Here is a 24,388-nt window from a genome sequence, read left to right on the forward strand (position 1 = left end):
AGGCGCGGCGGGCGTTACCGGAGGGCTCGCGTCCCACTGTGTGGGCTGGCGTCGCCGCGAGGCACCACCACTATGGTGACGCCCGTGCATATCGGAGTGCTGGGAGCGACCGGTCCGGCGGGGAGTGGCTTGGCGGCCCGACTCGCAGCGTCCGGCCACGAGGTCATCATCGGGTCACGCTCGCACGAGCGTGCCGTCGAGGTCCGTGACGAGCTGGTCGGCCGGTGGCCGGACCACGCGCTCGTGATCGAGGCCGGCGACAACCAGGCCGCCGCCGGTGCCGAGGTCGTGGTCATCGCCACCCCGTGGGACGGCGCGTCGACGACGGCGGCGTCGCTCGTCGAGCAGCTCGACGGCAAGGTCGTCATCTGCATGGCCAACGCCCTGACGCGGATGGGCAAGGAGTTCCAGCCCCTCGTGCCGCCGCGCGGCTCGGTGGCGGGCAACGTGCAGGCCGCGCTCCCCGGCAGCCGGGTGGCGGCGGCGATGCACCACATCCCCGCCAAGGAGCTCGGCGACCTCTCGCACCCCGTGGAGAGCGACGTGCTCGTCTGCTCCGACCACGCGTCGGCGACGGACGTGACGAGCGAGCTGATCGACTCGATGCCGGACATGCGGGCGCTCGACGCCGGCAGCCTGGCGCTGGCGGCCCCGATCGAGGCGTTCACCGCGGTGCTGCTGCAGCTGAACGTCCGCTACAAGACCCGCGCGGCGGTCAAGTTCACCGGCATCACGCGGTGACCGAGCGGGGTCCCGCCGAGGGGCCGATGCGCCTCTACGACACGGCCCGCGCGGTCGTCGTCCCGTTCGAGCCGGGCCCCGTCGTCACCATGTACACGTGCGGCATCACGCCGTACGACGCCACCCACATCGGGCACGCCGCGGTGTACCTCACCTACGACGTGCTCCAGCGCCGACTGCGCGACCGGGGCCACGAGACCCGCTGCGTCCGCAACATCACCGACGTGGACGACTCCATCCTCGGCAAGGCCCGCGAGCTCGGCGTCCACTACCTGGACCTCGCCGCCGCGGAGACGGCGCGGTTCCAGAGCGACATGGAGGTCCTGCAGGTCCTCCCGTGCTGGAGCGAGCCGCGCGCCACCTCGGCCATCGCCGACATCCGCGGCTTCATCGGGATGGTGCTCGACCAGGGCCACGCGTACGTCTCCGGCGGCGCCGTCTACTTCGACATCTCGACCTTCGACCGCTTCGGCCAGGTGAGCAACCTCCCTCGGGAGACGATGCTCGAGTACGCGGCCGAGCGGGGCGGCAACGTCGACGACCCGAACAAGCGCGACCCGCTCGACTTCGTGCTGTGGCAGCCGTCGGCGGACGACGAGCCGGCGTGGGAGTCCCTGTGGGGACCGGGGCGTCCGGGGTGGCACATCGAGTGCTCGGCTCTGGCGCTGCGGGAGCTCGGGACCACGATCGACCTGCACGGCGGCGGCGGCGACCTGATCTTCCCCCACCACGAGTGCGAGGCGGCCCAGTCGGAGGCGGCGACCGGTGAGCCGTTCGTCCGCCACTGGATGCACCAGGCGATGGTCCGCATGGACGGCGAGAAGATGTCGAAGTCGCTCGGCAACCTGGTGTTCGTCAGCGACCTCCGCACCGCCTGGGACCCCCGCGCCATCCGCCTCGGCGTCGTCGGTCACCACTACCGCGACTCGTGGGAGTGGGACGACCAGCTCATGCCCGACGCCCAGGCCCGCCTCGAGCGGTGGCTGGCCGCGGGGGAGGGGGACGGCGCGCTCGACCAGGTCCGCGCCGCGCTCGACGACGACCTCGACACGCCGACCGCCGTGGCCGCGATCGATGCCGCGGCGGCCAGCGGCGAGGGCGTGTCGACGGCGGCGATGCTCCTCGGCGTCGACCTGCTCGACCCGCCGCACGCCCACCTGGCCTGAGGTTCGCCGCTCGCCCGAGCACGACCGGCGCCGGGGGTGCAGACTTGTCCCGTGGGGACACTCGCCGTCGACGAGGAGCGCATCGGGAGCCTCTACCGCGTCGCCCGGGCAGTGGTGCGTCCGGTGCTCCTCACCGCGTGGCGCGTCGTGGTCGAGGGCCTCGAGAACATCCCCTCGGAGGGGCCCGCGATCATCGCGCCGAACCACACCGCTGCAATCGACTCGTTCTTCATCCCCGCCGTCCTGCCCCGCCGGATCATCTACGTGGGCAAGAGCGAGTACCTGGACGACTGGAAGACCCGCCGGCTGTTCCCGGCGCTGGGCATGATCCCGATCGACCGCTCCGGCGGCGATGCCAGCCAGCGGGCGCTCGCCACCGCGAAGCGGGTCCTCGAGCGGGGCGAGCTGTTCGGCATCTACCCCGAGGGCACCCGGTCGCGCACCGGTCGCCTGCACAAGGGGCACACCGGGATGGCCCGCCTGGCGATCGAGACCGGCGCGCCGATCGTCCCCGTCGGCATCATCGGCACGCGCGAGATCCAGCCGCCCGAGGTGTCGGTGCCCCTGCCGCTGAAGCGGGTCCAGATCCGGTTCGGCGCCGCCATCGACCCCCACCGGTACGCCACCCGCGCCGACGACCGGTTGGCCCTGCGCCAGCTCACCGACGAGGTCATGTTCGAGATCCGGGAGCTGTCCGGCCAGGAGTACGACCCGACCTACGCGACGAAGGGCGCGACCCCCAGTGCCCCGCCACCGGACGTGATCGACGTGACCGCCGCCGCCGACCGCCGGTCGTCGAGCGAGGTGCTCCGTCCGATCGCATCGGACGCCCCGCACGCCGAGGCGGGCTAGGAACCCCTGCCGGGGCGGTCCGGGCGCGACGGTAACCTCGGCTCCGATGGCCGACTCGATCACGATCACGCTCCCCGACGGCTCCGCGAAGGAGCTGCCCCACGGGTCCACCGCCGCCGACCTCGCCGCGTCGATCGGACCGCGGCTCGCGAAGGACGCGGTGATCGCCGTGGTCGACGGCACCGAGCGGGACCTCACGTTCGAGCTGCCCGACCGGGCCGAGGTCAGCATCGTCACGCCGAACAGCGACCGCGGGCTCTACACGATCCGCCACTCCACCGCCCACGTGCTGGCCCAGGCCGTCCTCGACCTCTTCCCGGGCGCCACGTTCGCCATCGGCCCGCCGGTGCAGGACGGCTTCTACTACGACTTCCAGCTGCCCGAGGGCGGCACGTTCCACGAGGACGACCTCGAGCGCATCGAGGCCCGCATGCGCGAGATCATCGCCGAGAAGCAGCCGTTCGTCCGCGACGAGATCCCCGACAGCGAGGCGCTCGAGCTCTTCCGGGACCACCCCTTCAAGCTGGAGATCATCAAGGGCGCCGCCGACGACCCGATGTCGGCCACCGAGACGGGCCTCGTCCGCACCTACGAGAACCCGCCGAACTTCATCGACCTCTGCCGCGGCCCCCACGTGCCCCACACCGGGCGGCTCGGCGACTTCAAGCTCATGCGCGTGGCCGGCGCCTACTGGCGCGGCGACGAGTCCCAGCCGATGCTCCAGCGCATCTACGGCACCGCGTGGGACACCAAGCAGGCGCTCGCCGACCACCTCCATCGCCTGGAGGAGGCCGAGAAGCGGGACCACCGCAGGCTCGGCGTCGAGCTCGACCTGTTCAGCTTCCCCGACGAGATCGGCTCGGGGCTGGCCGTCTTCCACCCGAAGGGCGGCATCGTCCGACGGATCATGGAGGACTACTCCCGGCGTCGCCACGAGGAGGCGGGCTACGAGTTCGTCTACTCGCCGCACATCACCAAGGAGGGCCTCTTCCACACGTCGGGGCACCTCGACTGGTACGCCGACGGGATGTTCCCCCCGATGCACCTCGACGACGTCGGGGGCGAGGGCGGCACCGACTACTACCTGCGGCCGATGAACTGCCCGTTCCACGTGCTCATCTTCCGGAGCCGCACGCGGTCCTACCGCGAGCTGCCGCTCCGCCTCTTCGAGTTCGGGACGGTCTACCGCTACGAGAAGTCCGGCGTCGTCCACGGCCTCACCCGCGTCCGGGGCATGACCCAGGACGACTCGCACATCTTCACGACCAAGGAGCAGATGGCCGAGGAGCTCGACTCGCTCCTCACCTTCGTCCTCGACCTCCTCCGGGACTACGGGCTCGACGACTTCTACCTGGAGCTCTCCACCCGCGACGAGGAGAAGTCCGTCGGCACGATCGAGGAGTGGGACGAGGCGACCGCGGTGCTGCGGCAGGTCGGCGAGGCGCGGGGCCTCGAGCTCGTCCTCGACGAAGGCGGTGGCGCGTTCTACGGGCCGAAGATCTCCGTCCAGGCGCGGGACGCGATCGGGCGCACCTGGCAGATGTCGACCATCCAGCTCGACTTCCAGACGCCCCAACGGTTCGGCATCACCTACACCGGCGCCGACGGCCAGCGCCACCAGCCGATCATGATCCACCGCGCCCTGTTCGGCTCGATCGAGCGCTTCTTCGGTGTCCTCACCGAGCACTACGCCGGGGCGTTCCCGGCCTGGCTGGCCCCGGTGCAGGTCCGGGTGCTCGGCGTGCGCGACGACCACGACGACCACGCGTTCGCGCTGGCCGAGCGCCTCCGCGCCGCGGGGTTCCGGGCCGACGCTGTCGAGGCGAACGAGCCGCTCGGGGCCCGCATCCGTCGGGCCAAGACCGAGAAGCTGCCCTACGTCCTCGTGGTCGGCGACGACGACGTCGCCAACGACACCGCGGGGGTGAACCCCCGTGGCGGCGACGTCGAGCGCGGCGTCGGCATCGACGCCTTCATCGAGCGACTCGCCGCCGAGGTGGCGGCGCACAGCTGACCGTGCCGTCCCTCGATCGCATCTGGGCCGGCTGGCGGATCCCCTACATCGAGGCGTCCGGGGCCGAGGAGCCGCCGCCGGGGGAGGGGTCGCTCTTCGAACGCATCCTGGCCCTGCCCGACGAGGAGGGGATGGTGGTGCGACGCGGCCGGACCTGCGCGGCGCTGCTCAACGCCTACCCCTACAGCAACGGGCACCTGATGGTGCTGCCGAACCGTGCGGTCGCTGAGCTGGAGGGCCTCGACGACGAGGAGCACGCCGAGCTGTGGTCGCTCGTGCGTGACGGCACGGCGGCGATCAAGGCCGCGTACCGACCCGACGGCGTGAACATCGGGGTGAACCTCGGGCGGGGCGCCGGGGCCGGCGTCCCGGACCACCTCCACGTCCACGTGCTGCCGCGGTGGGCGGGCGACACGAACTTCATGACCTCGGTCGCCGAGACGCGGGTGCTGCCCGAACCGCTCGGCGACGCGTGGCGCAAGCTGCGCGCGGCCTGGCCCGGCTGACCGGCCCCTCGCCTCATGCCCGCGCCGTCGGGGGCCCCGTCCCGCGTCGCCGCGCCGCCCCCTCGTCCCGGTTGGGCGCGGTTGGTGTCACATGCGCCGGATGCCGCGCCCGAGCCGGGGGGTTGGGCGCGGTTGGCGTCACATGGGCCGGATGTCGCGCCCGACGGAACGGGCGGACGGCGGATTCGGGTCCACGGGAGCGGGGCCGGTACCCTCCCCGCCGATGACCGAGGAGCACGAGGCCGGGCCGCTGGACGACGCCGAGGTCCGCGACGAGCTGCCGGAGGACCTCCAGCCGAGCGCCTTCGTCGGCCCCTACATCTTCCCGAACAACAACCGGCGGAGGATCCCCGGGGTCCTCTACCTGATCCTCGGCGCCGCGTGCGCGGCGCTCTGGGCCGTCGCCTCGGACGAGTCGCCGCTCGTCAACGGGGGCACCCTCCTCGCCGCGGTCCTGCTCGGGCTCATCGGGGCGTACCACCTCGTCGCGGGCTGGAACCTCGACGTCGACGAGCGCGACGCCCTCGTCGCCGCGACGAGCGCGGTCGGCTTCCCAGTCGGCCACGCCTCGGCCCAGATGGGGTGGCGCGGGTACCTCAGCCGGCCCACGTGGCGGATCCTGCTCTACTCGGCCGAGATGCCGCCCCGGCAGCGTGGCCTCGTCCTCGTCGACGGGGTGGACGGGCAGGTCCTCGAGTACTTCACCGAGGACAACCCCGAGGACTGGTCGGACCTGTCCGACGCCTGATCCGCCGCGGTGGATCAGCTGCGGGGTCGTCCCCGCACCGCCCGCAGCACCTTGTCGACCTCGCGTATCCACACGACGACCGGGGCCACGCTGGTCTGCAGCAGCTGGAGGGGGGTCGTCGTCCCTCCGTCGTCGACGGGCAGCGTCGCCGTCCACCGCTCCGGATCGGCGTCGTCGACCACCTCTGCGAGGCGCGTCGACGACGCATCCAGCCGCCCGAGCGCGTCCTCCATGGTCCCGGAGCCGCCCGACGGCACCTGCGACGGTGTCGCCGTGAGGTGCGAGGGGACGGCGGTGTCGGTGACGAGGGCTCGGGTCAGCACGTCGTGGGCATCGGCCAGGCGATCGGCCGCCGCCGTCACGACGTCGGTCGCCGACCACCCGTCCGGTCCCGGCCGCCTCGCCATCTCCTCGAGCGCCGCCTCGTCGGGTTCGCCGTCGAGGTCGGTGGCGGCGGTGCGTGCTGCGTCGCGGTACCGCCGGGGGAAGGAGCGCAGCGCAGCTGCGGCATCGCCGGGCTGCATGGACGACAGATCGATCTCGGGCACGTGCGCCTCCTGGGCCATCATCGGGAGCGGCGGGACCTCGTGCTCCTGCCACGCGGGCGAGGGTGCCACGCTCGCGGCCACGACCCAGCGAGGAGCATCGATGCCCAGCCCCACGTTCACCCCCGGGACCAACCTGGCGATGAAGATCCCGCGCGCCACCTACGACCGGACGGTGGCGTTCTACCGCGACGTGCTCGGCTTCGAGGTGGCCGAGGTGGTCGACAGCGGTGCACCGACCGTGTCGGCGTCCCACACCGTGCGCTTCGGTGCGGTCACCCTCTGGCTCGACCGGGTCGACAACTACACCGGCCCCGAGCTGTGGCTCGAGGTGCGAACCGACGATCTCGCCGCCGCCCGGGGCCGGCTGGCCGAGGCGGGCATCGAGCCGTGCGACGAGGTCGAGCCCCTCGAGGGCCAAGGCGAGACCTCGCACTGGATCGCCAACCCCGCCGGTGTGATCCACCTGCTCGCCGGCAACGGCTGACGCGGCAGCGGGTGCGTCGTCGGGCAGAGGTGCGCTGGTACCCTGCTCGCGACAGCAAGCAGAGGAGTCGTCCATGTTCGATGGACACTGGCGGACCAACTTCGAGCGCGGCCTGCGCCCCATCGGCATCGGCCTGCGCCGCACCGGCCTGCAGGCCGATCATCTCACCGGGCTCGGCATCGGCATGGCCGTCGCCTCCGCGGTGGCGATCGGCGCGGGCGCCCTCCGGGGTGGCCTCGTCCTGCTCATCCTCACCGGGCTCTGCGACTTCCTCGACGGAGCGCTCGCCAAGGCGTCCGGCATCACGAACTCCCGGCGGGGGGCGTTCTTCGACTCCGTCACCGACCGGCTCACCGACGCTCTGCTCTTCGGCGGCGTGGCCTGGTACCTGGCCACGACCCGCCCCGGCCTGCTCCCGCTCCTCCCGATGGCGCTCCTCGGCGCGGCCTCGCTCGTCTCCTACCAGCGGGCCAAGGCGGAGTCGCTCGGCTTCGACGCGCGCGGCGGCCTCATGGAGCGCGCCGAGCGGTTCATCTTCCTGGGCGTCGCCCTGCTCTTCAACGAGGCGCTCATCGCGATCCTGTGGGTCATGCTCGCCCTCACCGTCATCACCGCAGGGCAGCGCTTCGTGAAGGTCTGGCGGCAGGCGGAGCGGCCCGAGCCGCTGCCCGTGCCGGTCCGCACCCGCACCGCGGCCCGCCGCCGCACCACCCGGCCGGTGAGCCAGACGTGGCGGGAGCGGGCGCGGACCCGCCAGCGCAACCGTTGACCACGGGCCGACCGGGCCGACGGTGAGCCGTCCGCCCGTCGTCCAGCTCTACCGGGCCGGCGCCGCCCTCGCCCGTGCCGTCCCCGCGCCGGTCGCCCGCGGCGTGGCACGCACCGGCGGGACCGTCGCCTCGCGTGCGCTGCACGACCGCCGCGCCCAGGTCGAGCGCAACCTGCGCCGGGTCGACCCGTCGCTCTCGGGGCGCCACCTGCGGCGCGCCGTCGATGCCACCTTCGCCAGCTACGGCCGGTACTGGGCGGAGTCGTTCCGCCTCACGGGCCTCGACGCCGGTCACATCGACCGCGGCTTCTCCTACACCGGCTACGACCACGTCGTCGCGGCCCGCGAGCAGGGGAGCGGCGTCATCATCGCCCTGCCGCACCTGGGCGGGTGGGAGTGGGCGGCGTTCTGGCTCGCCGCCATCGAGGACGTCCCCGTCACCGCCGTCGTCGAGGCGCTCGAGCCTCCGGAGCTGTTCGAGTGGTTCGTCGACTTCCGCCGTGCCCTCGGCATGAACGTCGTGCCGCTCGGCCCCGCGGCCGGCGGCGAGGTGCTGCGGGCCCTGAAGGCGGGCCATGCCGTGTGCCTCCTGTCCGACCGCGACATCGGTGGTGGTGGGGTCGAGGTCGAGCTGTTCGGGGAGCGGACGACGCTGCCCGCTGGTCCGGCCACCCTCGCGCTCCGCACCGGGGCGCCGATCCTGCCGACCGCGATCTACTTCGACGGCGATCTGCACCGCGCGCGGGTCGACCCCCCGCTCGCGGTCGAGCGCCGGGGCTCCCTGCGGGACGACGTCGCGCGCGTCACCCAGGACCTCGCCCACGCGCTCGAGGACCTGATCCGGGCCGCGCCGGAGCAGTGGCACCTGATGCAGCCCAACTGGCCCAGCGACCGCGCCGACCTCGGGCACTAGCGTGGGTCCGTGCGCGTCGGCCTGATCTGCCCCTACAGCCTGAGCGTGCCCGGTGGGGTCCAGTACCAGGTGCTGGGGCTGGCGCGGGCGCTGCGCGGGCTCGGCCACGACGCACGCGTGCTCGCCCCGTGCGACGGACCGCCGCCCGACGCCGGCGTCACGCCGCTCGGCATGAGCATCCCCACGGCGGCGAACGGCTCGGTCGCCCCGATCGCACCCGACCCCGCCGCCCAGCTCCGCTTGATGCGGGCGCTGCGCGACGAGCGCTTCGACGTGCTCAACCTGCACGAGCCGCTCGTGCCCGGCCCCAACATGACCGCCTGCCTGTTCAAGAGCGAGCCCCTGGTCGGCACGTTCCACGCCGCTGGCCGGATCGGCGCCTACACCTGGGCCCGACCGGCGTTGGCGTGGTTGGCGACCCGCCTCGACCGCCGCGTCGTCGTGTCCGAGGACGCCCGTGACCTGGCGGAGACCGCGCTCGGCGGCACCTACGACCTCTTCTTCAACGGCATCGAGGTCGACCGGTTCGCGAAGGCGACCCCGTGGCCGACGGACGGTCCGACGATCTTCTTCATCGGCCGCCACGAGCCGCGCAAGGGCCTGGCGGTGCTGCTCGAGGCCATGGCCGAGCTGCCCCCGGACGTGCGCCTGTGGGTGGGCGGCACCGGACCGGACACCGACATGCTCCGGGCCCGCCACGCCGGCGACCCCCGCATCGAGTGGCTGGGACGCATCTCCGACGAGGAGAAGGCCCGACGCATCCGGGGCGCCAGCGCCTTCTGCACGCCCTCGCTCGGCGGCGAGTCGTTCGGCATCGTCCTCCTCGAGGGCATGGCGGCCCGCACCCCGGTCGTGGCCGCCGACCTGCCCGGCTACCGCAACGTGGCCCGGGCCGGGCGCGACGCGCTCCTGCCGCCTCCGGGCGACGTGGCGGCGCTGGCCCGTGCACTGCGCACCGTCCTCACCGACGCCGACCGGGCGGCGTCGCTCGTCGAGTCCGGCATCGAGCGGGCCCAGCACTTCTCGATGGACGCCCTCGCCGCCCGCTACCTCGACCTGTTCGACGAGGTCCTGGCCTCGCGCTGAGCGTCGTCGGGACGGTGCACCGTGGCACCGGGGCGAGCCGCGTATGATCGTCGGGCCACCGAGAGGAGCTCCATGGTCTACTTCCTGATCATCCTGGTGATCGTCATCGCCCTCGTGGCGTTCGTGATCATCTCCTACAACTCGCTCGTCTCCCTGCGGAACCGCATCGAGAACGCCTGGGCCCAGATCGACGTGCAGCTGAAGCGCCGCTACGACCTGATCCCGAACCTGGTGGAGACGGTCAAGGGCTACGCCACCCACGAGCAGGAGACCCTCGAGCGCGTCATCCAGGCCCGCAACATGGCGGTGTCGGCCGAGGGCGTGCACCAGCAGGCCGAGGCCGAGAACGCGCTGAGCGGCGCCCTCAAGTCGATCTTCGCCCTGTCGGAGGCCTATCCCGACCTCAAGGCGAACCAGGGCTTCCTCCAGCTGCAGGAGGAGCTCACCGGCACCGAGGGGCGGATCGCCTACGCGCGGCAGTTCTACAACGACACCGTGTACAAGTACAACACCAAGATCCAGTCGTTCCCCTCGAACATCCTCGCCAACATGTTCTCGTTCTCCGAGCGCGAGTACTTCGAGACCGACGACGAGACCCGCGGCCCCGTCCAGGTCCAGTTCTGAGACCGAGCACCACCCTGTCCGAGCACCTCACCGACCACGACCGCCGGGCGCGCACGCTGCACCTCGGCGCCATCGCCGCCGCGGCCCTCGTCGGGGCCGTGGTCCTCGGCGTCCTCGGCGCGCTGCTGGGGGCGTGGTGGCTCGGCGCGCTCGTCGGGGCGGTCGCCGGTGGCGCCGCCGTGGCGTGGTGGCTGGCCGGCACCTCCGAGCGCGTCCTCCAGGCCGTCGACGCCGTGCCCGTCCCGTCGGGGGAGCAGCCGCGCCTGCGGAACCTCGTCGACGGGCTGTGCGCCACGAGCGGACTGCCCGTGCCGGCGCTGTCGATCATCGACGTCGATGCCGCCAACTCCCTCGCCGTCGGCACGTCCCCCGACGACACGACCCTCGTCCTCACCCGCGGGCTGCTCGACCGCCTCGACCGCATCGAGCTCGAGGGCGTCGTCGCACGCGAGCTCGCCCGCGTCCGGCGGGGCGAGGTCGCCCTCGCCACCTTGCTCGTCCCCCTGGGATCGATCGCACCGGGCCTGCTCGCCCGGTTCCTGCCGGACCGCTACGACGTGCGGGCCGACATCGAGGCCGTCGGCCTCACCCGCTACCCGCCCGGGCTGACCCGGGCCCTCGAGAAGACGGGCACCGCCAGCGCGGTGCCCCACGTGCCGCGATCGACCAGCCACCTGTGGCTCGACGATCCGTCCCCGACGGGCGGCGAACCGCCCGCCACCGCCCACTCACCGATCGAGGAGCGCATCGCGACGCTCCAGGAGCTCTGACGCAGTTGCCCACCCGACCGCTTCGACGGGCGACGACCCTCGTCGCCCTCGTCCTCAGCCTCGCCCTGCTCGCCGTCGCCTGCGGCGGTGACGACGACGAGAGCGCCTCTACCACGACGGCGCCGTCGACGACGACCACCGAGGCCACCACGACCACCACGGAGCCGCCGCCGGTGATGCAGCTCACCGGCCTGCCCGTCCCCGATGGCGACGAGCTGGCACCGCTGCGCACGGCGATGATCGTCAAGATCGACAACAACAACTCCAACGCCCGTCCCCAGCGGGGCATCACCACCGCCGACGTGGTGATCGAGGAGGCGGTCGAGGGCAACGAGAGCCGCTTCTTCGCGATCTTCCACACCAACCTCACCGACCCGGTGGGGCCGGTGCGCTCGGCCCGCACCTCGGACATCGACCTGATGCCGATGTTCGGGCGTCCGACGTTCTCCAGCTCCGGTGGCAACGCCGGCACGATGGGATCGATCCGCGACAACGACGTCGCCGTCGTGGCCGGGCACGACTCGCCCTTCGGCAGCTTCTTCTTCCGTCTCAACAACGACGGCGACATCCGCCGCCGGGGGCCGCACAACCTGTTCGTCAACCTCAGCGAGCTGTACGCCGCCGCGGCGGACCAGGGCAGCTCGCCGCCGCCGTTCGCCACCTGGCGCGGCGCCGACGACGCCCTGCCCGAGACCGCGCTGCCCACCTTCGGTGTCGACATCACCTTCGGGCAGAACCCCATCCAGTGGGTGTGGGACGAGCCGGCCGGCGGCTTCCTCCGCTGGCAGCGGGGCACGCCGCACGTCGACCCCGACGGCACGCAGGTGAACGCGGACAACGTGCTGCTGCTCATGACCCCGTACGCGGTGAGCCCGTTCGACGCCACGTCGCCGGAGGCCCGCAGCGTCGGCAGCGGCGAGGGCTGGGTGCTGACGGCGGGCCAGGCCATCCACGGCACCTGGACGCGCGAGACCCGGGAGGCCACCTACACGTTCACCGACGACGAGGGCAACGTGGTCCCGCTGACGCCGGGCCAGACCTGGGTCGAGCTGCTGAAGCCCCAGAACCCGCCGTCGTTCCTCGAGGCCGATCCGCGGGGCTGAACCCGGGCGCGAGGCCCCCCGTCCCGTCCCTGCTACCCGCTGGGGACATCCGACCCGGAGCCCTACACTGAGCGACATGTCGAACGCTTCCCCCGCCGCCGGCCGCGAGACCGGTACCCAGCTCGTCAAGCGTGGCTTGGCCGAGATGCTGAAGGGCGGCGTCATCATGGACGTCGTCGACCCCGAGCAGGCGAAGATCGCCGAGGACGCCGGCGCGGTGGCGGTCATGGCGCTCGAGCGCGTCCCCTCCGACATCCGCCGTGACGGCGGCGTCGCCCGCATGAGCGACCCGGAGATGATCGAGGGCATCAAGGAGGCCGTCACCATCCCGGTGATGGCCAAGGCCCGCATCGGCCACTTCGTCGAGGCGCAGATCCTCGAGTCCCTCGGCGTCGACTACGTCGACGAGTCCGAGGTGCTCACCCCGGCCGACGAGGTCCACCACATCGACAAGTGGGCCTTCACCGTCCCGTTCGTGTGCGGCGCCACCAACCTCGGCGAGGCCCTGCGGCGCATCTCCGAGGGCGCCTGCATGATCCGCTCCAAGGGCGAGGCCGGCACCGGCAACATCGTCGAGGCCGTGCGCCACCTCCGCCAGATCCTCGGCGACATCCGCAAGATCACCCAGGCCGACGCCGCCGAGCAGTTCGAGTGGGCCAAGCAGCTCCAGGCCCCCCTGCCGCTCGTCCAGGAGATCCACGAGACGGGCCGCCTCCCGGTGCCGATGTTCTGCGCCGGCGGCATCGCCACCCCGGCCGACGCTGCGCTGGTCATGCAGCTGGGCGCCGAGGCCGTCTTCGTCGGTTCGGGCATCTTCAAGTCGAGCGACCCCGCCGGCATGGCCAAGGCCGTGGTCGAGGCGACGCTCAACTACCAGGACCCGCAGATCCTCGCCAAGGTCTCTCGGGGCCTGGGCAAGGCCATGCCGGGCCTCGAGATCGGTGGGCTGGAGACCAAGCTCGCCGACCGCGGCTGGTAGGTCGACGCCGTCGTGCCGTCGTCGTCCGCCGACTCGAGGCCTCCAGGGGCCGGTGAAGATCGGACTGCTGGCCCTGCAGGGGGCCGTCGAACCGCACGCCCGTAGCCTGGCGCGCCTCGGCGCGAGCACCCTCGAGGTCCGCCGCCCGGACCACCTCGCCGACGTCGACGCGCTCGTCCTGCCGGGTGGGGAGTCGACCACCATCTCGATGCTCCTCGACCGCCAGGAGCTCCGCGCCCCGCTCGCAGAGCGTCTGGCGGCCGGCATGCCGGCGCTCGGGACGTGCGCCGGCATGATCCTCCTCGCGTCGGAGGTCCTCGACGGCCGTCCCGACCAGCGCAGCTTCGGCGCCATCGACCTCGCGGTGCGCCGCAACGGCTTCGGTCGCCAGGTCGACTCCTTCGAGGCCGACCTCGTGCTCGCCGCGCCGCCCGGTGCGGACCCGTTCCACGCCGTGTTCATCCGGGCACCGGTCGTCGAGCGCGTGGGCGACGAGGTCGAGGTGCTCGCCGCCGTCGACGGGTCCCCGGTGCTCTGCCGCCAGGGCAACGTCATCGTGTCGTCGTTCCACCCCGAGCTCTCCGACGACACCCGCATCCACCAGCTGCTCGTCGCCGCCGTGGAGGCGGGCGACGGCACCCGACCTCGAGAGGTGAGCTGATGTCCGGTCACTCCAAGTGGGCCACGATCAAGCACAAGAAGGGCGCCGCCGACAAGGCGCGGGGGAAGCTCTTCGCGAAGCTGATCCGCCAGGTGGAGGTCGCGGCGCGCGAGGGCGGCGGCGACCCGGACTCGAACCCCACCCTGCGCACGATGTTCCAGAAGGCCCGGGACAACTCGGTGCCGCTCGACACGATCGAGCGAGCGATCAAGCGGGGCACCGGCGAGCTCGAGGGCGTCACCTACGAGTCGATCACCTACGAGGGCTACGCCCCCAACGGGGTGGCGCTGCTCGTCGAGGTCCTCACCGACAACCGCAACCGCACCGGCTCGGAGATCAAGACGATCTTCAACCGCAGCGGCGGCTCCTTGGCCGAGCCCGGCGCCGTCGCCTGGCAGTTCGAGCGCCGCGGCGTGATCCTCGTGCCGGGCGAGGTGGGCGAGGACGACCTGATGCTCGTCGCGCTCGACGCCGGTGCCGAGGACATCGTCGACGACGGTGGCTCCTGGCGGGTCACCTGCGAACCGTCGTCGCTCAGCGACGTGCGTGCCGCCCTCGACGAGGCCGGCATCCCGGTGGAGTCCGCGGAGGCGTCGATGGTGTCGTCGACGGTCATCGCTCTCGAGACCGCCGAGGCGGCGAAGGCCGTGCTGAAGGTCGTCGATGCGCTCGACGACCACGACGACGTGCAGGCCGTCCACGCCAACTTCGACATCCCCGAGAGCGTCCTCGAAGCCGTCGAGGTCTGAGCCCCGCCCTCAGGGCACCTCGATCGTCACCGGCTCCGTCGTGGCCAGCGGGAGCATGTCGACGTCCACTGCGACGACCTCGACGATGACCGTGGTCCCGGGGTCGAGCCGCGTCCCGTGCGTCGACCCGCCGAGTCCGGCGCCCGCCGACGATCGGCTCCAGGCCCGACCGTCGAGTCGGACGGTCAGGTAGGCGGTGCCTGGCGGCAGGTCGGCGGGTTCGGTGAACACGAGGAACGGCTCGCCGTCCCGCACGTCGACCTCGACGGGGATGTCGAGGGACGTCGGCACGTCGCGATCCCAGGCCGACGCGATCGGGAGCAGCTCCGGGGGGCCTCCAGCCGATCCGCCGGCGACGAGGAGGTGCTCGGCTCCGTCGGCGAGCGCATGGAACCGGCGAGTCGTGGCAGGTGACGGGATCGGCTCCCAGCGATCAGCCCCCGGGCGCAGAACGACCCACTGGTTGTCCCCGTGGCCCGGCCCGCTCAGCACCACCGCGCCGCCGACCTGGGTCATGGCGGATCCGAACCACGGCACCGCGTCGGGGTCCGGAAGGTCGATCCAACCGTTCTCGGGCGAGAACCGGGCCGCGACATCGGAACCGCCGCCATCGTGCTCGAGGTGGAGGGCGACGACGGTCGCGCTCCCGCCGTCGGACGTTGCGGTGGCGAATGGAGCCGGACCGAGCGGGCTGTCGGTCAGTGGCTCCCACTCGCCGGTCGCCGCGACGTAGAGCGCCCCGTCGACGAGCCACGTGTCCGGATCCCGGTAGCAGTCGACGACCGGCTCGCAGCCGCCCCACACGAGCACGTCCTCGCCGATGGCGACGGCTGCGGCGCCAGAGCGCGGCGACAACGGAGCAGCGGGAAGCGAGCGCCACGCGTTGCCAGTCGGGTCGTACGCCCACCCGGTCCGCCAGAACACGACCTCCGAGCCCGTCCACACCCCGTCGCCGAGGGTGTTGAGGCTCGACTCCGCGACGTCCTCGGACGGGCCGGCGACCTCCCGCCAGCTGTCGGTGGTCGGGTCGTACGCCGCCCCGTATGGGTCGATCACGACGCCGCTGCTGCCCCCGAGCACGAGCACCTCCCGGCCCGTCCAGACCACCGTGGGTTCGTCCCTCCACCCGATCGGCGGCGAGGCGATCGGCGTCAGCTGTGCAGTGGAGGGATCGACCCGCGCGGCGCGTGGGTCGGCGCCGAGGTTCTCGGCGTAGAGGACGAAGAAGTCCTCGAGCATCCACACCGCGTGCGGCTCGTTCTCTGCGACGTCCAGGTCTGCGCCGCGTATCGGCCGCCAGACCGAGGGCACGCCGTCGGGTTCGGCCGGGTCGGTCGGCGAGGTCACCTCGGTCGTCATCGAGTCGGTCGCCACCGGCCCGTCGCCGGACTCGTCGCGTGGCCACGCGAGCGCCGCCACCACGCTGGCGACGAGCACCACGACTGCGGCCGCCATCAGCAGCCGTCCCTGCTGGGGCGCCGGCGTCCGCTCAGGAGCCTCGACCGGCGTCGAGGACGACGCCACCCGCGCCGACAGCGCCTCGATGTAGCGCTCGATGTCGTGCTCCAGCTTCTCAGGCACGGGTCACCCCCAGGCGGGTGCGGAGGTGGTCCATCGCACGATCGACGTGCTGCTGGACCGAGGACTTGGAGATGCCGAGCAGGTCGGCGGCCTCCTGGTGGCTGTGGTGCAGGCCGACCACCAGAGCGACACAGGTCCGCTGGCGCTCGGTGAGCTCCTCCATCGCCGGCGCGAGCGCCGGTTCCACGTCGTCGATCCCGAGCTCGGACGGCGACGGCAGGAACCTGGGCGTCGGCCGGGGACGTGACCTCGTCTGGCCCACCCGGTAGAGGTAGCCCGCCGGGTTCTCCATGGCGAGCACGCGCTCGTGGTGCTCCCACGCCCACGCCATCGCCTCGGCCAGCGCCTCCTCGCCGCGCTCGATGCCGTACGTCGCAGCGAACGCCGCCGCCAGCCGGGGCCTGACCTCTGTGAGGACCTCGTCGATCGTCGTGCGTGCCACCACCCGTCAAGACCCCCTGGAAGCCGGATCGTACGACGCGCCTACGATCGGGCACGTGCCGCAGAGCGACGAGCGCGGGAGCGAGCGCAGCGAGAGTGGCCTGACCCATGAGCAGGTCGCCGAGGTCCTGGCGCGAGCGGCGGAGCTCGATGCCAGCGGTTCGATCGCGCCGATGCTGCCCGAGCTCGTGGCCCCGTCGGTGGTCGAGGAGGCGGCGGTCGAGGCGGGCCTCTCCCGCACGGCGGTGCGCCGGGCGCTGAGCGAGCTCGTCCCTGTCCGCCCGGGGCTCCCGCAGGAGCGGCCCGCGCTCCCCACGGGCAACGCCATCACCGCCGTGCGGCGTGTGCCCGGTGACCCGGACCGCGTCAGGGCCCGGGTCGAGCGGTTCCTGCGGCGGCAGGTGTTCGCCCAGCAGCGGATCTTCGACTCCGGGTCGCGGTGGGTCCCGCGCCGCGGGCTGGTGGCCACCACGCGGCGGGCCTTCGACGTCGGCGGGCGCCTCCACCTCGACGCCGTGCGCGCCGTCGACGTCCAAGTCGTGGCCGATCCCCTGCGCGACGGCTACGCCGTCGTGCGCATCGACCTCGACGTCACGCCGGTGCGCCAACGTCAGGCCGGTGTGGCGGCCGGCGGTGCGGCCACCGGCGCCGCGGTGGGCGGCACGCTCGTCGTCCTCAACGGGTTGGAGATGGTGCTCCTCGGCGCGCCGCTCGGCGTGTCGATCGCCGCGGCCGGCTGGTGGGGCGGACGCCTCCTCGCTCGCCGATCCGTCACCGAGATCGACGTGGCGATCAACGGGTTCCTCGACCGCCTCGAGCACGACGCGCCCCCGACCGAGCGTCGTGGCACGGGTGAGTAGCCTCGTCCCCCATGACCCTCTCCGTCGGCGACCCGGCCCCTGACTTCACGCTGCCCGGGACGGACGGCACGCCCGAGGGCACCCGCGACTACGCGCTCAACGGGTTCCGGGGCGGACCGGTGGTCCTCGTCTTCTATCCGGGCGACAACACGCCGGTCTGCACCCGCCAGCTCACCACGTACACGACCGAGGCCGACCAGTTCGCCGACGTCGGCGCGCAGGTCCTGGCCATCAGCCCCCAGGACGTGCCGAGCCACCAGGACTTCGCCGACAAGCAGGGCGGCTTCGCGTTCCCGCTCCTCGCCGACACCGACAAGGCGGTGGGCGAGAGCTACGGCGTGCTCGGCCCGATCGGCTTCTACCGCCGCTCGGTGTTCGTCGTCGACGGGGACGGCGTCGTCCGCTACGCCCACCGGGCCGTCGCCGGGCTCACGTTCCGGCCGACCAACGAGATCGTCGACGCCGTCCGCTCGATCGGCTGAGGACGGTCGGGGGAGCTCCGCTCAGATCCCGTCGGCCACGCCGAGGAGGCGGGCACGGCTCACCGCGCGCATGCCCCGCCACAAGCCGAGGCCGGCGAAGGCCCACGCCAGCGCGCCGATCACGACGGTGGCGCGCCCGGCACCGAACAGGGCGCCCGTCGACTGGCTGTAGGCGATCATGATGAGCGGGAGGCTCACGAGCCCTGACGCCTGCTGGGCCGCCGCGGTGCTCTTCACCCGAGCCGAGAGGCGCAGCACGATCGACAGGGTGAGGGCGAGGAACGGCGGCACGACCCAGAGCATCAGGATCCACCACTGGCCGGTGGGGAAGAACCAGCCGCCCACCTCGGGTCCGACGATGAGGTTGACGATCAGCGAGTACAGGCCGAAGCCGACGATCGTCGTGGCGTAGCCGGGCAGCAGGCTGGCGATCAGCTTGCCGAGGTAGATCTCCTTCACGTCGGCGGGCGAGTGGGCGAGGAACTCCCCGGTGCCCCGCTCGCGCTCGCCGACGATCGTGGCCGCCCCGACCGCAGTGGAGATCGTGAGCGGGACGACGACGGCGATCGGCGCGAACAGGTACACGGCCAGGGCGTAGGAGGCCCGTCCGGCGTCGGTGTCGCCCTGGATCTGGTCCTGGGCCGCCTGCGGGAGGACCTCGAGCGCCTGGGAGATCTGCCCCACGGCGTCGATGTCGCCGACGGCGGTGATGCTGAGGAGCAGGACCGTCGGGATGAAGAGGAAGAAGAGGCTGCCGAGGAAGACCATCGGCACCCAGAAGTCCTTGGCCCCGATCAGCTGCTTCAGATCGGTGCGCATGACCGTCGCGACCCGTGAGGCGTTCATCGGCCCACCGCCGCGTCGCTGCGGACCGGGGGATGGGGTGGCGGCGCGCCACGCAGCGGCCGGTGCTCCGCCCGCACGGCGAAGTAGAGGTCCTCGAGCGTCGGGCGGTGCGGCTCGACGCGTGTGAGGCGCACGCCTCGTCCGACGAGCTCGGCGATCAGATCGGGGATCCGCTCGGGCGTGTCCAGCTGGACGGTGGCGACCTGGGCGCGCTCGTAGGCGAGGACGCCCTCGTGGTCGGCCAGCGCATCGAGGCGCTCGGGCTCCTCGGCGTCGAGGCGCACGACGGCCCCGGGCCAGTAGCTCGCCGTCAGGGCCTCGGGCGTCCCGGAGATGAGGTCGGTGCCCCGGTCGAGGACGATCACCTGCTCGGCCAACCCCTCGGCCTCGAGCAGCAGGTGGGTGCACATGACGACGGTGGAGCCGTCGCGCCGCATCTCCTTGATGAGGTCGAGCACCGCGTAGGACGACTCGGGGTCGAGCCCCGACGTCGGCTCGTCGAACAGGAGCAGGTCCGGTTCGTGGAGGACCGAGCGGGAGAGCGCGAGGCGGGTCTTCATGCCCGTCGAGTAGCCGCCGACGAGCTGGTCGAGGGCGTGCTCGATGCCGAACCGCGCCGCCGCCTCGCGGATGCGGTCGTCGGCCCGACGCCCGAGCCCGTACAGCTCGGCGGAGTAGGCGAGGTTGTCCCAGCCGGTCAGCCGGTCGTACAGCGCCGGCTTGGCGGACACGACGCCGCAGCGGCGGCGCACCTCGGCGCCGTGCTCGGCGGGGTCGAGGCCGAACACCCGCACCGTGCCCTCGTCGGGGTCGAGCGCGCCGGTGATCATGCGCACGGCCGTCGTCTTCCCCGCACCGTTCGGCCCGAGCAGCACGGTGATGCTGCGGGCCGGGACGACCAGGTCGAGCTCGGTCAGCGCGTCGACGTCGCCGAAGGCGCGGCCGACGCCGCGCAGGGCGACGATGGGGTCGTCGGAGGTGGGGTCCACCCTCTGTGCGTCGGCCGGGAGGGCCCCGGCCTGAAGCGTCCGGGGTCCCCGTCGCCGCGATCCACCCGGACTAGGGTCGTACATGTGTTCGTCCTCGGGATCGATCCGGGTGTGTCCCGGTGCGGCTACGCCATCGTCGAACCGCGCGCCGGTCGTCCCCGGCCGGTGGCCATCGGCATCATCACCACCCCGCCCGACGCCGAGCTGCCGCTCCGCCTGGCCGAGCTGCAGCACGAGGTCCGGGGGCTGTTCGACGACTTCGCGCCCGCCGTCGTCGCCATCGAGCGGGTGTTCTTCCAGCACAACGTCCGCACCGCCATGTCGGTGGGCCAGGCGTCCGGTCTCGTCATGGCCGAAGCGGCCTCTCGGGGTTGCGTCGTCGCCCAGTACTCGCCGAACGAGGTGAAGCAGGCCGTGACCGGCGACGGCGCCGCCGACAAGACCGCCGTGGCCACGATGGTGCAGACCTTGCTCGGGCTCCCGCGCCCGCCCCGGCCGGCCGACGCCGCCGACGCCGCGGCGCTGGCCCTCTGCCACATCGCGCACGCGCCGCTGGCCGCGGCGGCGGAGGCCGCCCGATGATCGGCTCGCTGCGAGGCCACCTGCTCGACCGCACGCTCTCGGGCGAGGTGCTGGTGGAGGTGCAGGGCGTCGGGTACCGGGTCACGGTCAGCCCCTCGACCGCCCTCGACGTCGGCGACATCGGCGGCGAGGTGTTCCTGCACGTCCACCACCACATCCGTGAGGACGCACAGACGCTCTACGGCTTCACCACCCGCGACGAGCGCATCGCGTTCGAGGCGCTGCTGTCCGCGCACGGCGTCGGGCCGGCCCTCGCACTCGCGATCCTCTCGGTGCACCCGCCGGGGTCGCTGGCCCGGGTGCTGGCCGACGACGACCTCGCCGCCCTGTGCCTCGTGCCCGGCGTGGGCAAGAAGACGGCCCAGCGCCTGCTCGTCGAGCTGAAGAGCAAGCTCGACGTGCCGGACCTCGACGACGCCCGTTCGGCTCCGGTGGGGTCGGCGCCCGCTGGCGGTGGCTCGTCGCGCTCCGACGTCCACGACGCGCTGGCCGGGCTCGGCTACGGGCCCGACGAGATCCGCGAGGCGCTGCGGGACCTCCCGGCCGAGGGCGACGCCTCGGCGCTGCTCAAGGAGGCGCTGAAGCGCCTCGCCGTGGCACGGTGACGGGGTGAGGGAGGAGCTCCTGGACCCCGAGCCGACGCCGGAGGACCTCGATGCCGAGGGCGAGGTCGGGTGGCCTGCTGCGTCGCGGCGTCCCGCAGGCGAGGCCGTCGACGACGTCGGTCTCCGGCCCCGCCGGCTCGAGGAGTTCGTCGGCCAGGCCGAGCTCAAGGAGCACCTGGCCATCGTCCTCGAGGCCGCCCGCCGGCGCGGGCAGGCCGCCGACCACTTGCTGTTCGCCGGTCCGCCCGGACTCGGCAAGACCACGCTGTCGGGCATCGTCGCCGCCGAGATGGACGCCGCCCTCCACGTCACGTCGGGCCCGGCGCTCGAGCGGGCCGGCGACCTCGCCGCCATCCTCACCCAGCTCGAGGAGGGCGACGTCCTCTTCGTCGACGAGATCCACCGGCTCTCCCGCGCCGTCGAGGAGGTCCTCTACCCGGCGATGGAGGACTTCCAGATCGACATCGTGCTCGGCAAGGGCCCCGCCGCCCGATCGCTGCGGCTCGACGTCCCCCGCTTCACGCTCGTCGGCGCCACCACTCGCACCGGGCTCATCACCGGCCCGCTCCGCGACCGCTTCGGCCTCGTGGCCCGGCTCGACTACTACACCGCCGACGACCTGCGGGCCATCGTCGTGCGCGCTGCGGGCATCCTCGACGTCGAGCTCGACGACCAGGGCGCCGCCGAGATCGCCCGCCGGGCCCGGGGCACGCCCCGCATCGCCAACCGCCTGCTGCGTCGGGTCCGGGACTTCGCCGAGGTCCGGGGCAGCGGCGTGGTCGACCACGGCACCGCCCGGGAGGGGCTGCGGGTCTTCGGCGTCGACGAGCTGGGCCTCGACAAGGTGGACCGGGCCATCCTCGACGCCGTCTGCCGCCGCTTCGCCGGCGGGCCGGTGGGGCTGTCGACGCTCGCGATCAGCGTGGGCGAGCCGGCCGAGACGGTCGAGGACGTCTACGAGCCCTTCCTCATCCAGCTCGGCCTGCTCATGCGCACGCCACGAGGGCGCGTCGCCACCCCGGCGGCCTGGCAGCACCTCGGCGTCGAGCCGCCGGTCGACGCACCGCGGGACGAGCCGCCGAGCCTGTTCAGCTGACGCGAGGGCCCGTCACCCGGTGCCGTTAGCCTCGCGACGCCCATGGACCTCGCCGACGTCGACTACGACCTCCCACCCGAGCGCATCGCCCAGCGGCCCGTCGAGCCCCGGGACGCGGCCCGACTCCTCGTCGACGAGGGTCCGGGTGCCGCACCCCGGCACCTGACCGTCGCCGACCTGCCGAGCCTCGTCGGCCCCGGGGACGTGATCGTCGTGAACGACACGCGGGTCCTCCCGGCGCGCCTGCTCCTCCGCAAGCCGACCGGCGGCGAGGTCGAGGTGCTCCTGCTCGAGCCGTCCCGCGAGGGCTGGGAGGCGCTCGTCCGACCGAGCCGCAAGGTCCGTCCCGGCACGGTCCTCTCGGCGGCCGACGGCGCCGACGACCTCCAGGTCGAGGTGGGGGAGGACCTCGGCGAGGGGCGCCGCCGCATCCGGCTGATCGGCGCCCGCGACGAGATGTCCGCCATCGAGCGGCACGGCCGCGTGCCCCTACCGCCGTACATCCACGAGGCGCTCGACGACCCCGAGCGCTACCAGACCGTGTACGCCGACCGTCCGGCGTCGGTCGCCGCACCGACGGCGGGGTTGCACCTCACGCCGCGCGTCCTCGACGCCTGCGTGGAGGCCGGCGCCCGGATCGAGCGCGTGGAGCTGGTCGTCGGCATCGGGACGTTCCGGCCGATCACCGCCGAGAAGGTCGAGGACCACGTCATGCACGCCGAGACCTACCGGGTGCCCGCCGAGACGGTCGCGGCGTGCGAGGGGGCGCAGCGGGTCGTCGCCATCGGCACGACGACGGTGCGGGCGCTCGAGTCGGCGGCGGCCACCGGCGAGCTCGAGGGGCGCACCGAGATCTTCATCCACGGCGACCACCCGTGGCGCACCGTCGACCTGATGCTCACCAACTTCCACGTGCCCCGCTCCTCCCTGCTCGTGATGATCGAGTCCTTCGTCGGACGCCGTTGGCGGGGGCTCTACGAGACGGCGCTCGAGGAGGGCTACCGGTTCCTGTCCTTCGGCGACGCGATGTTGCTGCGGCGCGGCGGCCGCTCGTGAAGCTCACGATCGACGTCCGGGCCAGGGACGGCGCGGCCCGCACCGGCGTGGTGGCCACCCCTCGCGGCGAGTACCGCACGCCGGTGTTCATGCCGGTGGGCACCCGCGGCGCCGTGCGGACGCTGGCCGCGGACGACCTCGAGCGGCTCGGCGTCGAGATCGTGCTCGGCAACACCTACCACCTGATGCTGCGGCCGGGGGAGGAGCGGATCGACCGGCTCGGGGGCCTGCACGGGTTCATGGACTGGTCCGGCCACGTGCTGACCGACAGCGGCGGCTACCAGATCTTCAGCCTCGAGCCGAAGGTCGACGACGACGGGGCACGGTTCCGCTCCACCTACGACGGCAGCCTCCACCACCTGACGCCCGAGCGGGCCGCGGTCATCCAGGCCGCCCTCGGTGCGGACATCCAGATGGTCCTCGACGTGTGCCCGCCCCTCCCGTCGTCGGCCGACGTCGTCCGCACCGCCGTCGACCGCACCGCGGCGTGGGCGGCGCGGGGCCGGGCCGCGTTCCTCGCCGAGCGCGAGCGTCGTCTCGGCCAGGGGCGGGACCAGGCCCAGTTCGGCATCGTGCAGGGCGGCACCGACCCGGTGCTGCGGGTCGAGAGCGCCCGCCGCACGCTCGAGGTCGGGTTCGACGGCTACGCGGTCGGCGGGCTGTCGGTGGGCGAGACCCGTGACCAGATGGTCGAGGCCCTGGCCACGACGATGGACGAGCTCCCGGCCGACCAGCCCCGCTACTTCATGGGCCTCGGCGACCCCGTCGGCCTGGTCGAAGCCGTGCACCTCGGCGTCGACATGTTCGACTGCGTGCTGCCCACCCGGCTCGGGCGCCACGGGACGATCCTCACGTCCGCGGGCCGCATGAACCTGCGCAACGCCCGCTTCGCCGACGACGACGGCCCCCTCGACCCGGCCCTCGACGGCGACGGCACCGGTCGCTACTCCCGCGCCTACCTCCGCCACCTGCTCATGTCGGACGAGCCGACGGCGGCCCGCCTGCTCACGCTGCACAACGTGGCGTGGACGCTCGACCTGGTCGCGCGGATGCGCGCCGCGATAGAGGCGGGCACCTTCGCCGCCCTGCGCCGAGAGGTGCTCGACGTGTGGGCGACGCCCCGGTCCTGAGCCGTCC

The 24,388-nt window shown here is 73.0% G+C and carries 28 protein-coding genes; 23 read left to right on the forward strand and 5 right to left on the reverse strand.

Annotation, left to right across the window (positions count from 1 at the left end):
• Nucleotides 1-72: 72 nt before the first annotated feature.
• From npdG to GH723_RS08495, 6 genes are all read left to right on the forward strand, one after another.
• Nucleotides 73-741, forward strand: coding sequence for an NADPH-dependent F420 reductase (gene npdG, locus GH723_RS08470; protein ID WP_267471342.1), 669 nt, complete (start codon nucleotides 73-75; stop codon nucleotides 739-741).
• Nucleotides 738-1,907, forward strand: a complete 1,170-nt coding sequence (locus GH723_RS08475; RefSeq protein WP_229023193.1) for a cysteine--tRNA ligase — start codon at nucleotides 738-740, stop codon at nucleotides 1,905-1,907. Before npdG ends, GH723_RS08475 begins: the two co-directional genes overlap by 4 nt.
• Nucleotides 1,908-1,958: 51 nt before the next feature.
• The gene (locus GH723_RS08480; protein WP_229023194.1) at nucleotides 1,959-2,759 is read left to right on the forward strand and encodes a lysophospholipid acyltransferase family protein; all 801 of its coding nucleotides are present in this window, start codon (nucleotides 1,959-1,961) and stop codon (nucleotides 2,757-2,759) included.
• 46 nt (nucleotides 2,760-2,805) lie between these two features.
• Entirely contained in the window at nucleotides 2,806-4,773 is a 1,968-nt protein-coding gene (gene thrS, locus GH723_RS08485) for a threonine--tRNA ligase (RefSeq protein WP_153759239.1), read from the forward strand.
• Nucleotides 4,774-4,775: 2 nt separating this feature from the next.
• Nucleotides 4,776-5,279, forward strand: a complete 504-nt coding sequence (locus GH723_RS08490) for an HIT family protein (RefSeq protein WP_153759240.1) — start codon at nucleotides 4,776-4,778, stop codon at nucleotides 5,277-5,279.
• Between the two features lie 223 nt (nucleotides 5,280-5,502).
• Nucleotides 5,503-6,027 carry a hypothetical protein gene (locus GH723_RS08495; protein WP_153759241.1) on the forward strand — a complete coding sequence of 175 codons (525 nt, stop codon included), beginning with the start codon at nucleotides 5,503-5,505 and terminating at the stop codon, nucleotides 6,025-6,027.
• 14 nt (nucleotides 6,028-6,041) lie between these two features.
• Here GH723_RS08495 and GH723_RS08500 read toward each other — a convergent pair whose 3' ends face one another.
• Nucleotides 6,042-6,644 (reverse strand): DinB family protein, encoded by a 603-nt coding sequence (locus GH723_RS08500; RefSeq protein WP_229023195.1) that lies wholly within the window; start codon nucleotides 6,642-6,644, stop codon nucleotides 6,042-6,044.
• 31 nt (nucleotides 6,645-6,675) lie between these two features.
• Between GH723_RS08500 and GH723_RS08505 the strand changes: the two genes are divergently transcribed.
• From GH723_RS08505 to GH723_RS08550, 10 genes are all read left to right on the forward strand, one after another.
• Complete coding sequence (locus tag GH723_RS08505) at nucleotides 6,676-7,059, forward strand: VOC family protein (protein WP_153759243.1); 384 nt, start codon at nucleotides 6,676-6,678, stop codon at nucleotides 7,057-7,059.
• A gap of 73 nt (nucleotides 7,060-7,132) precedes the next feature.
• Nucleotides 7,133-7,828 carry a CDP-alcohol phosphatidyltransferase family protein gene (locus GH723_RS08510; RefSeq protein ID WP_153759244.1) on the forward strand — a complete coding sequence of 232 codons (696 nt, stop codon included), beginning with the start codon at nucleotides 7,133-7,135 and terminating at the stop codon, nucleotides 7,826-7,828.
• A 22-nt stretch (nucleotides 7,829-7,850) separates the two neighbouring features.
• Nucleotides 7,851-8,741, forward strand: coding sequence for a phosphatidylinositol mannoside acyltransferase (locus tag GH723_RS08515; RefSeq protein WP_153759245.1), 891 nt, complete (start codon nucleotides 7,851-7,853; stop codon nucleotides 8,739-8,741).
• Between the two features lie 9 nt (nucleotides 8,742-8,750).
• Complete coding sequence (locus GH723_RS08520; RefSeq protein ID WP_153759246.1) at nucleotides 8,751-9,827, forward strand: glycosyltransferase family 4 protein; 1,077 nt, start codon at nucleotides 8,751-8,753, stop codon at nucleotides 9,825-9,827.
• Between the two features lie 72 nt (nucleotides 9,828-9,899).
• Nucleotides 9,900-10,451, forward strand: a complete 552-nt coding sequence (locus GH723_RS08525) for a LemA family protein (RefSeq protein WP_153759247.1) — start codon at nucleotides 9,900-9,902, stop codon at nucleotides 10,449-10,451.
• 98 nt (nucleotides 10,452-10,549) lie between these two features.
• Nucleotides 10,550-11,221, forward strand: coding sequence for a M48 family metalloprotease (locus GH723_RS08530; protein ID WP_153759248.1), 672 nt, complete (start codon nucleotides 10,550-10,552; stop codon nucleotides 11,219-11,221).
• A gap of 5 nt (nucleotides 11,222-11,226) precedes the next feature.
• On the forward strand, nucleotides 11,227-12,324 hold the full coding sequence (locus GH723_RS08535; RefSeq protein ID WP_153759249.1) for a DUF3048 domain-containing protein: 1,098 nt from the start codon (nucleotides 11,227-11,229) through the stop codon (nucleotides 12,322-12,324).
• A 76-nt stretch (nucleotides 12,325-12,400) separates the two neighbouring features.
• Entirely contained in the window at nucleotides 12,401-13,303 is a 903-nt protein-coding gene (gene pdxS / locus GH723_RS08540; RefSeq protein ID WP_153759250.1) for a pyridoxal 5'-phosphate synthase lyase subunit PdxS, read from the forward strand.
• 58 nt (nucleotides 13,304-13,361) lie between these two features.
• Nucleotides 13,362-13,964, forward strand: a complete 603-nt coding sequence (gene pdxT / locus GH723_RS08545; RefSeq protein WP_153761143.1) for a pyridoxal 5'-phosphate synthase glutaminase subunit PdxT — start codon at nucleotides 13,362-13,364, stop codon at nucleotides 13,962-13,964.
• A complete protein-coding gene (locus GH723_RS08550; protein WP_153759251.1) occupies nucleotides 13,964-14,713 on the forward strand; it encodes a YebC/PmpR family DNA-binding transcriptional regulator in 750 nt (249 codons plus the stop codon). Before pdxT ends, GH723_RS08550 begins: the two co-directional genes overlap by 1 nt.
• 9 nt (nucleotides 14,714-14,722) lie before the next feature.
• Here the strand turns inward: GH723_RS08550 and GH723_RS08555 are convergent, their stop codons facing one another.
• Together GH723_RS08555 and GH723_RS08560 are read right to left on the reverse strand one after the other, a co-directional pair.
• Nucleotides 14,723-16,294: a Kelch repeat-containing protein gene (locus GH723_RS08555; protein ID WP_153759252.1), complete on the reverse strand. Its 1,572-nt coding sequence runs from the start codon at nucleotides 16,292-16,294 to the stop codon at nucleotides 14,723-14,725.
• Nucleotides 16,287-16,736, reverse strand: a complete 450-nt coding sequence (locus tag GH723_RS08560; protein ID WP_153759253.1) for an RNA polymerase sigma factor — start codon at nucleotides 16,734-16,736, stop codon at nucleotides 16,287-16,289. Before GH723_RS08560 ends, GH723_RS08555 begins: the two co-directional genes overlap by 8 nt.
• Before the next feature lie 55 nt (nucleotides 16,737-16,791).
• On the opposite strand from GH723_RS08560, the gene GH723_RS08565 reads away from it, so the two are divergent.
• On the forward strand, nucleotides 16,792-17,595 hold the full coding sequence (locus GH723_RS08565) for a hypothetical protein (protein ID WP_153759254.1): 804 nt from the start codon (nucleotides 16,792-16,794) through the stop codon (nucleotides 17,593-17,595).
• An 11-nt stretch (nucleotides 17,596-17,606) separates the two neighbouring features.
• Complete coding sequence (locus GH723_RS08570; protein WP_153759255.1) at nucleotides 17,607-18,077, forward strand: peroxiredoxin; 471 nt, start codon at nucleotides 17,607-17,609, stop codon at nucleotides 18,075-18,077.
• Nucleotides 18,078-18,098: 21 nt separating this feature from the next.
• Here the strand turns inward: GH723_RS08570 and GH723_RS08575 are convergent, their stop codons facing one another.
• Both GH723_RS08575 and GH723_RS08580 read right to left on the reverse strand, forming a co-directional pair.
• Nucleotides 18,099-18,923 (reverse strand): ABC transporter permease subunit, encoded by an 825-nt coding sequence (locus GH723_RS08575; RefSeq protein ID WP_153759256.1) that lies wholly within the window; start codon nucleotides 18,921-18,923, stop codon nucleotides 18,099-18,101.
• A complete protein-coding gene (locus GH723_RS08580) occupies nucleotides 18,920-19,912 on the reverse strand; it encodes an ABC transporter ATP-binding protein (RefSeq protein ID WP_195210611.1) in 993 nt (330 codons plus the stop codon). Before GH723_RS08580 ends, GH723_RS08575 begins: the two co-directional genes overlap by 4 nt.
• 84 nt (nucleotides 19,913-19,996) lie before the next feature.
• Between GH723_RS08580 and ruvC the strand changes: the two genes are divergently transcribed.
• The 5 genes from ruvC to tgt are packed head-to-tail and all read left to right on the forward strand — an operon-like array spanning nucleotide 19,997 to nucleotide 24,381.
• On the forward strand, nucleotides 19,997-20,494 hold the full coding sequence (gene ruvC, locus GH723_RS08585) for a crossover junction endodeoxyribonuclease RuvC (protein WP_153759258.1): 498 nt from the start codon (nucleotides 19,997-19,999) through the stop codon (nucleotides 20,492-20,494).
• Nucleotides 20,491-21,099 carry a Holliday junction branch migration protein RuvA gene (ruvA, locus tag GH723_RS08590; protein WP_153759259.1) on the forward strand — a complete coding sequence of 203 codons (609 nt, stop codon included), beginning with the start codon at nucleotides 20,491-20,493 and terminating at the stop codon, nucleotides 21,097-21,099. The genes ruvC and ruvA overlap by 4 nt, the downstream gene beginning before the upstream one ends.
• Nucleotides 21,100-21,103: 4 nt before the next feature.
• The gene (gene ruvB, locus GH723_RS08595; RefSeq protein ID WP_229023197.1) at nucleotides 21,104-22,195 is read left to right on the forward strand and encodes a Holliday junction branch migration DNA helicase RuvB; all 1,092 of its coding nucleotides are present in this window, start codon (nucleotides 21,104-21,106) and stop codon (nucleotides 22,193-22,195) included.
• 42 nt (nucleotides 22,196-22,237) lie between these two features.
• The gene (queA, locus tag GH723_RS08600; RefSeq protein WP_153759260.1) at nucleotides 22,238-23,251 is read left to right on the forward strand and encodes a tRNA preQ1(34) S-adenosylmethionine ribosyltransferase-isomerase QueA; all 1,014 of its coding nucleotides are present in this window, start codon (nucleotides 22,238-22,240) and stop codon (nucleotides 23,249-23,251) included.
• Nucleotides 23,248-24,381 (forward strand): tRNA guanosine(34) transglycosylase Tgt, encoded by a 1,134-nt coding sequence (gene tgt / locus GH723_RS08605; protein WP_153759261.1) that lies wholly within the window; start codon nucleotides 23,248-23,250, stop codon nucleotides 24,379-24,381. Before queA ends, tgt begins: the two co-directional genes overlap by 4 nt.
• Nucleotides 24,382-24,388 lie beyond the last annotated feature (7 nt).

This window comes from Actinomarinicola tropica (genome assembly GCF_009650215.1).
Lineage (GTDB): Bacteria > Actinomycetota > Acidimicrobiia > Acidimicrobiales > SKKL01 > Actinomarinicola > Actinomarinicola tropica.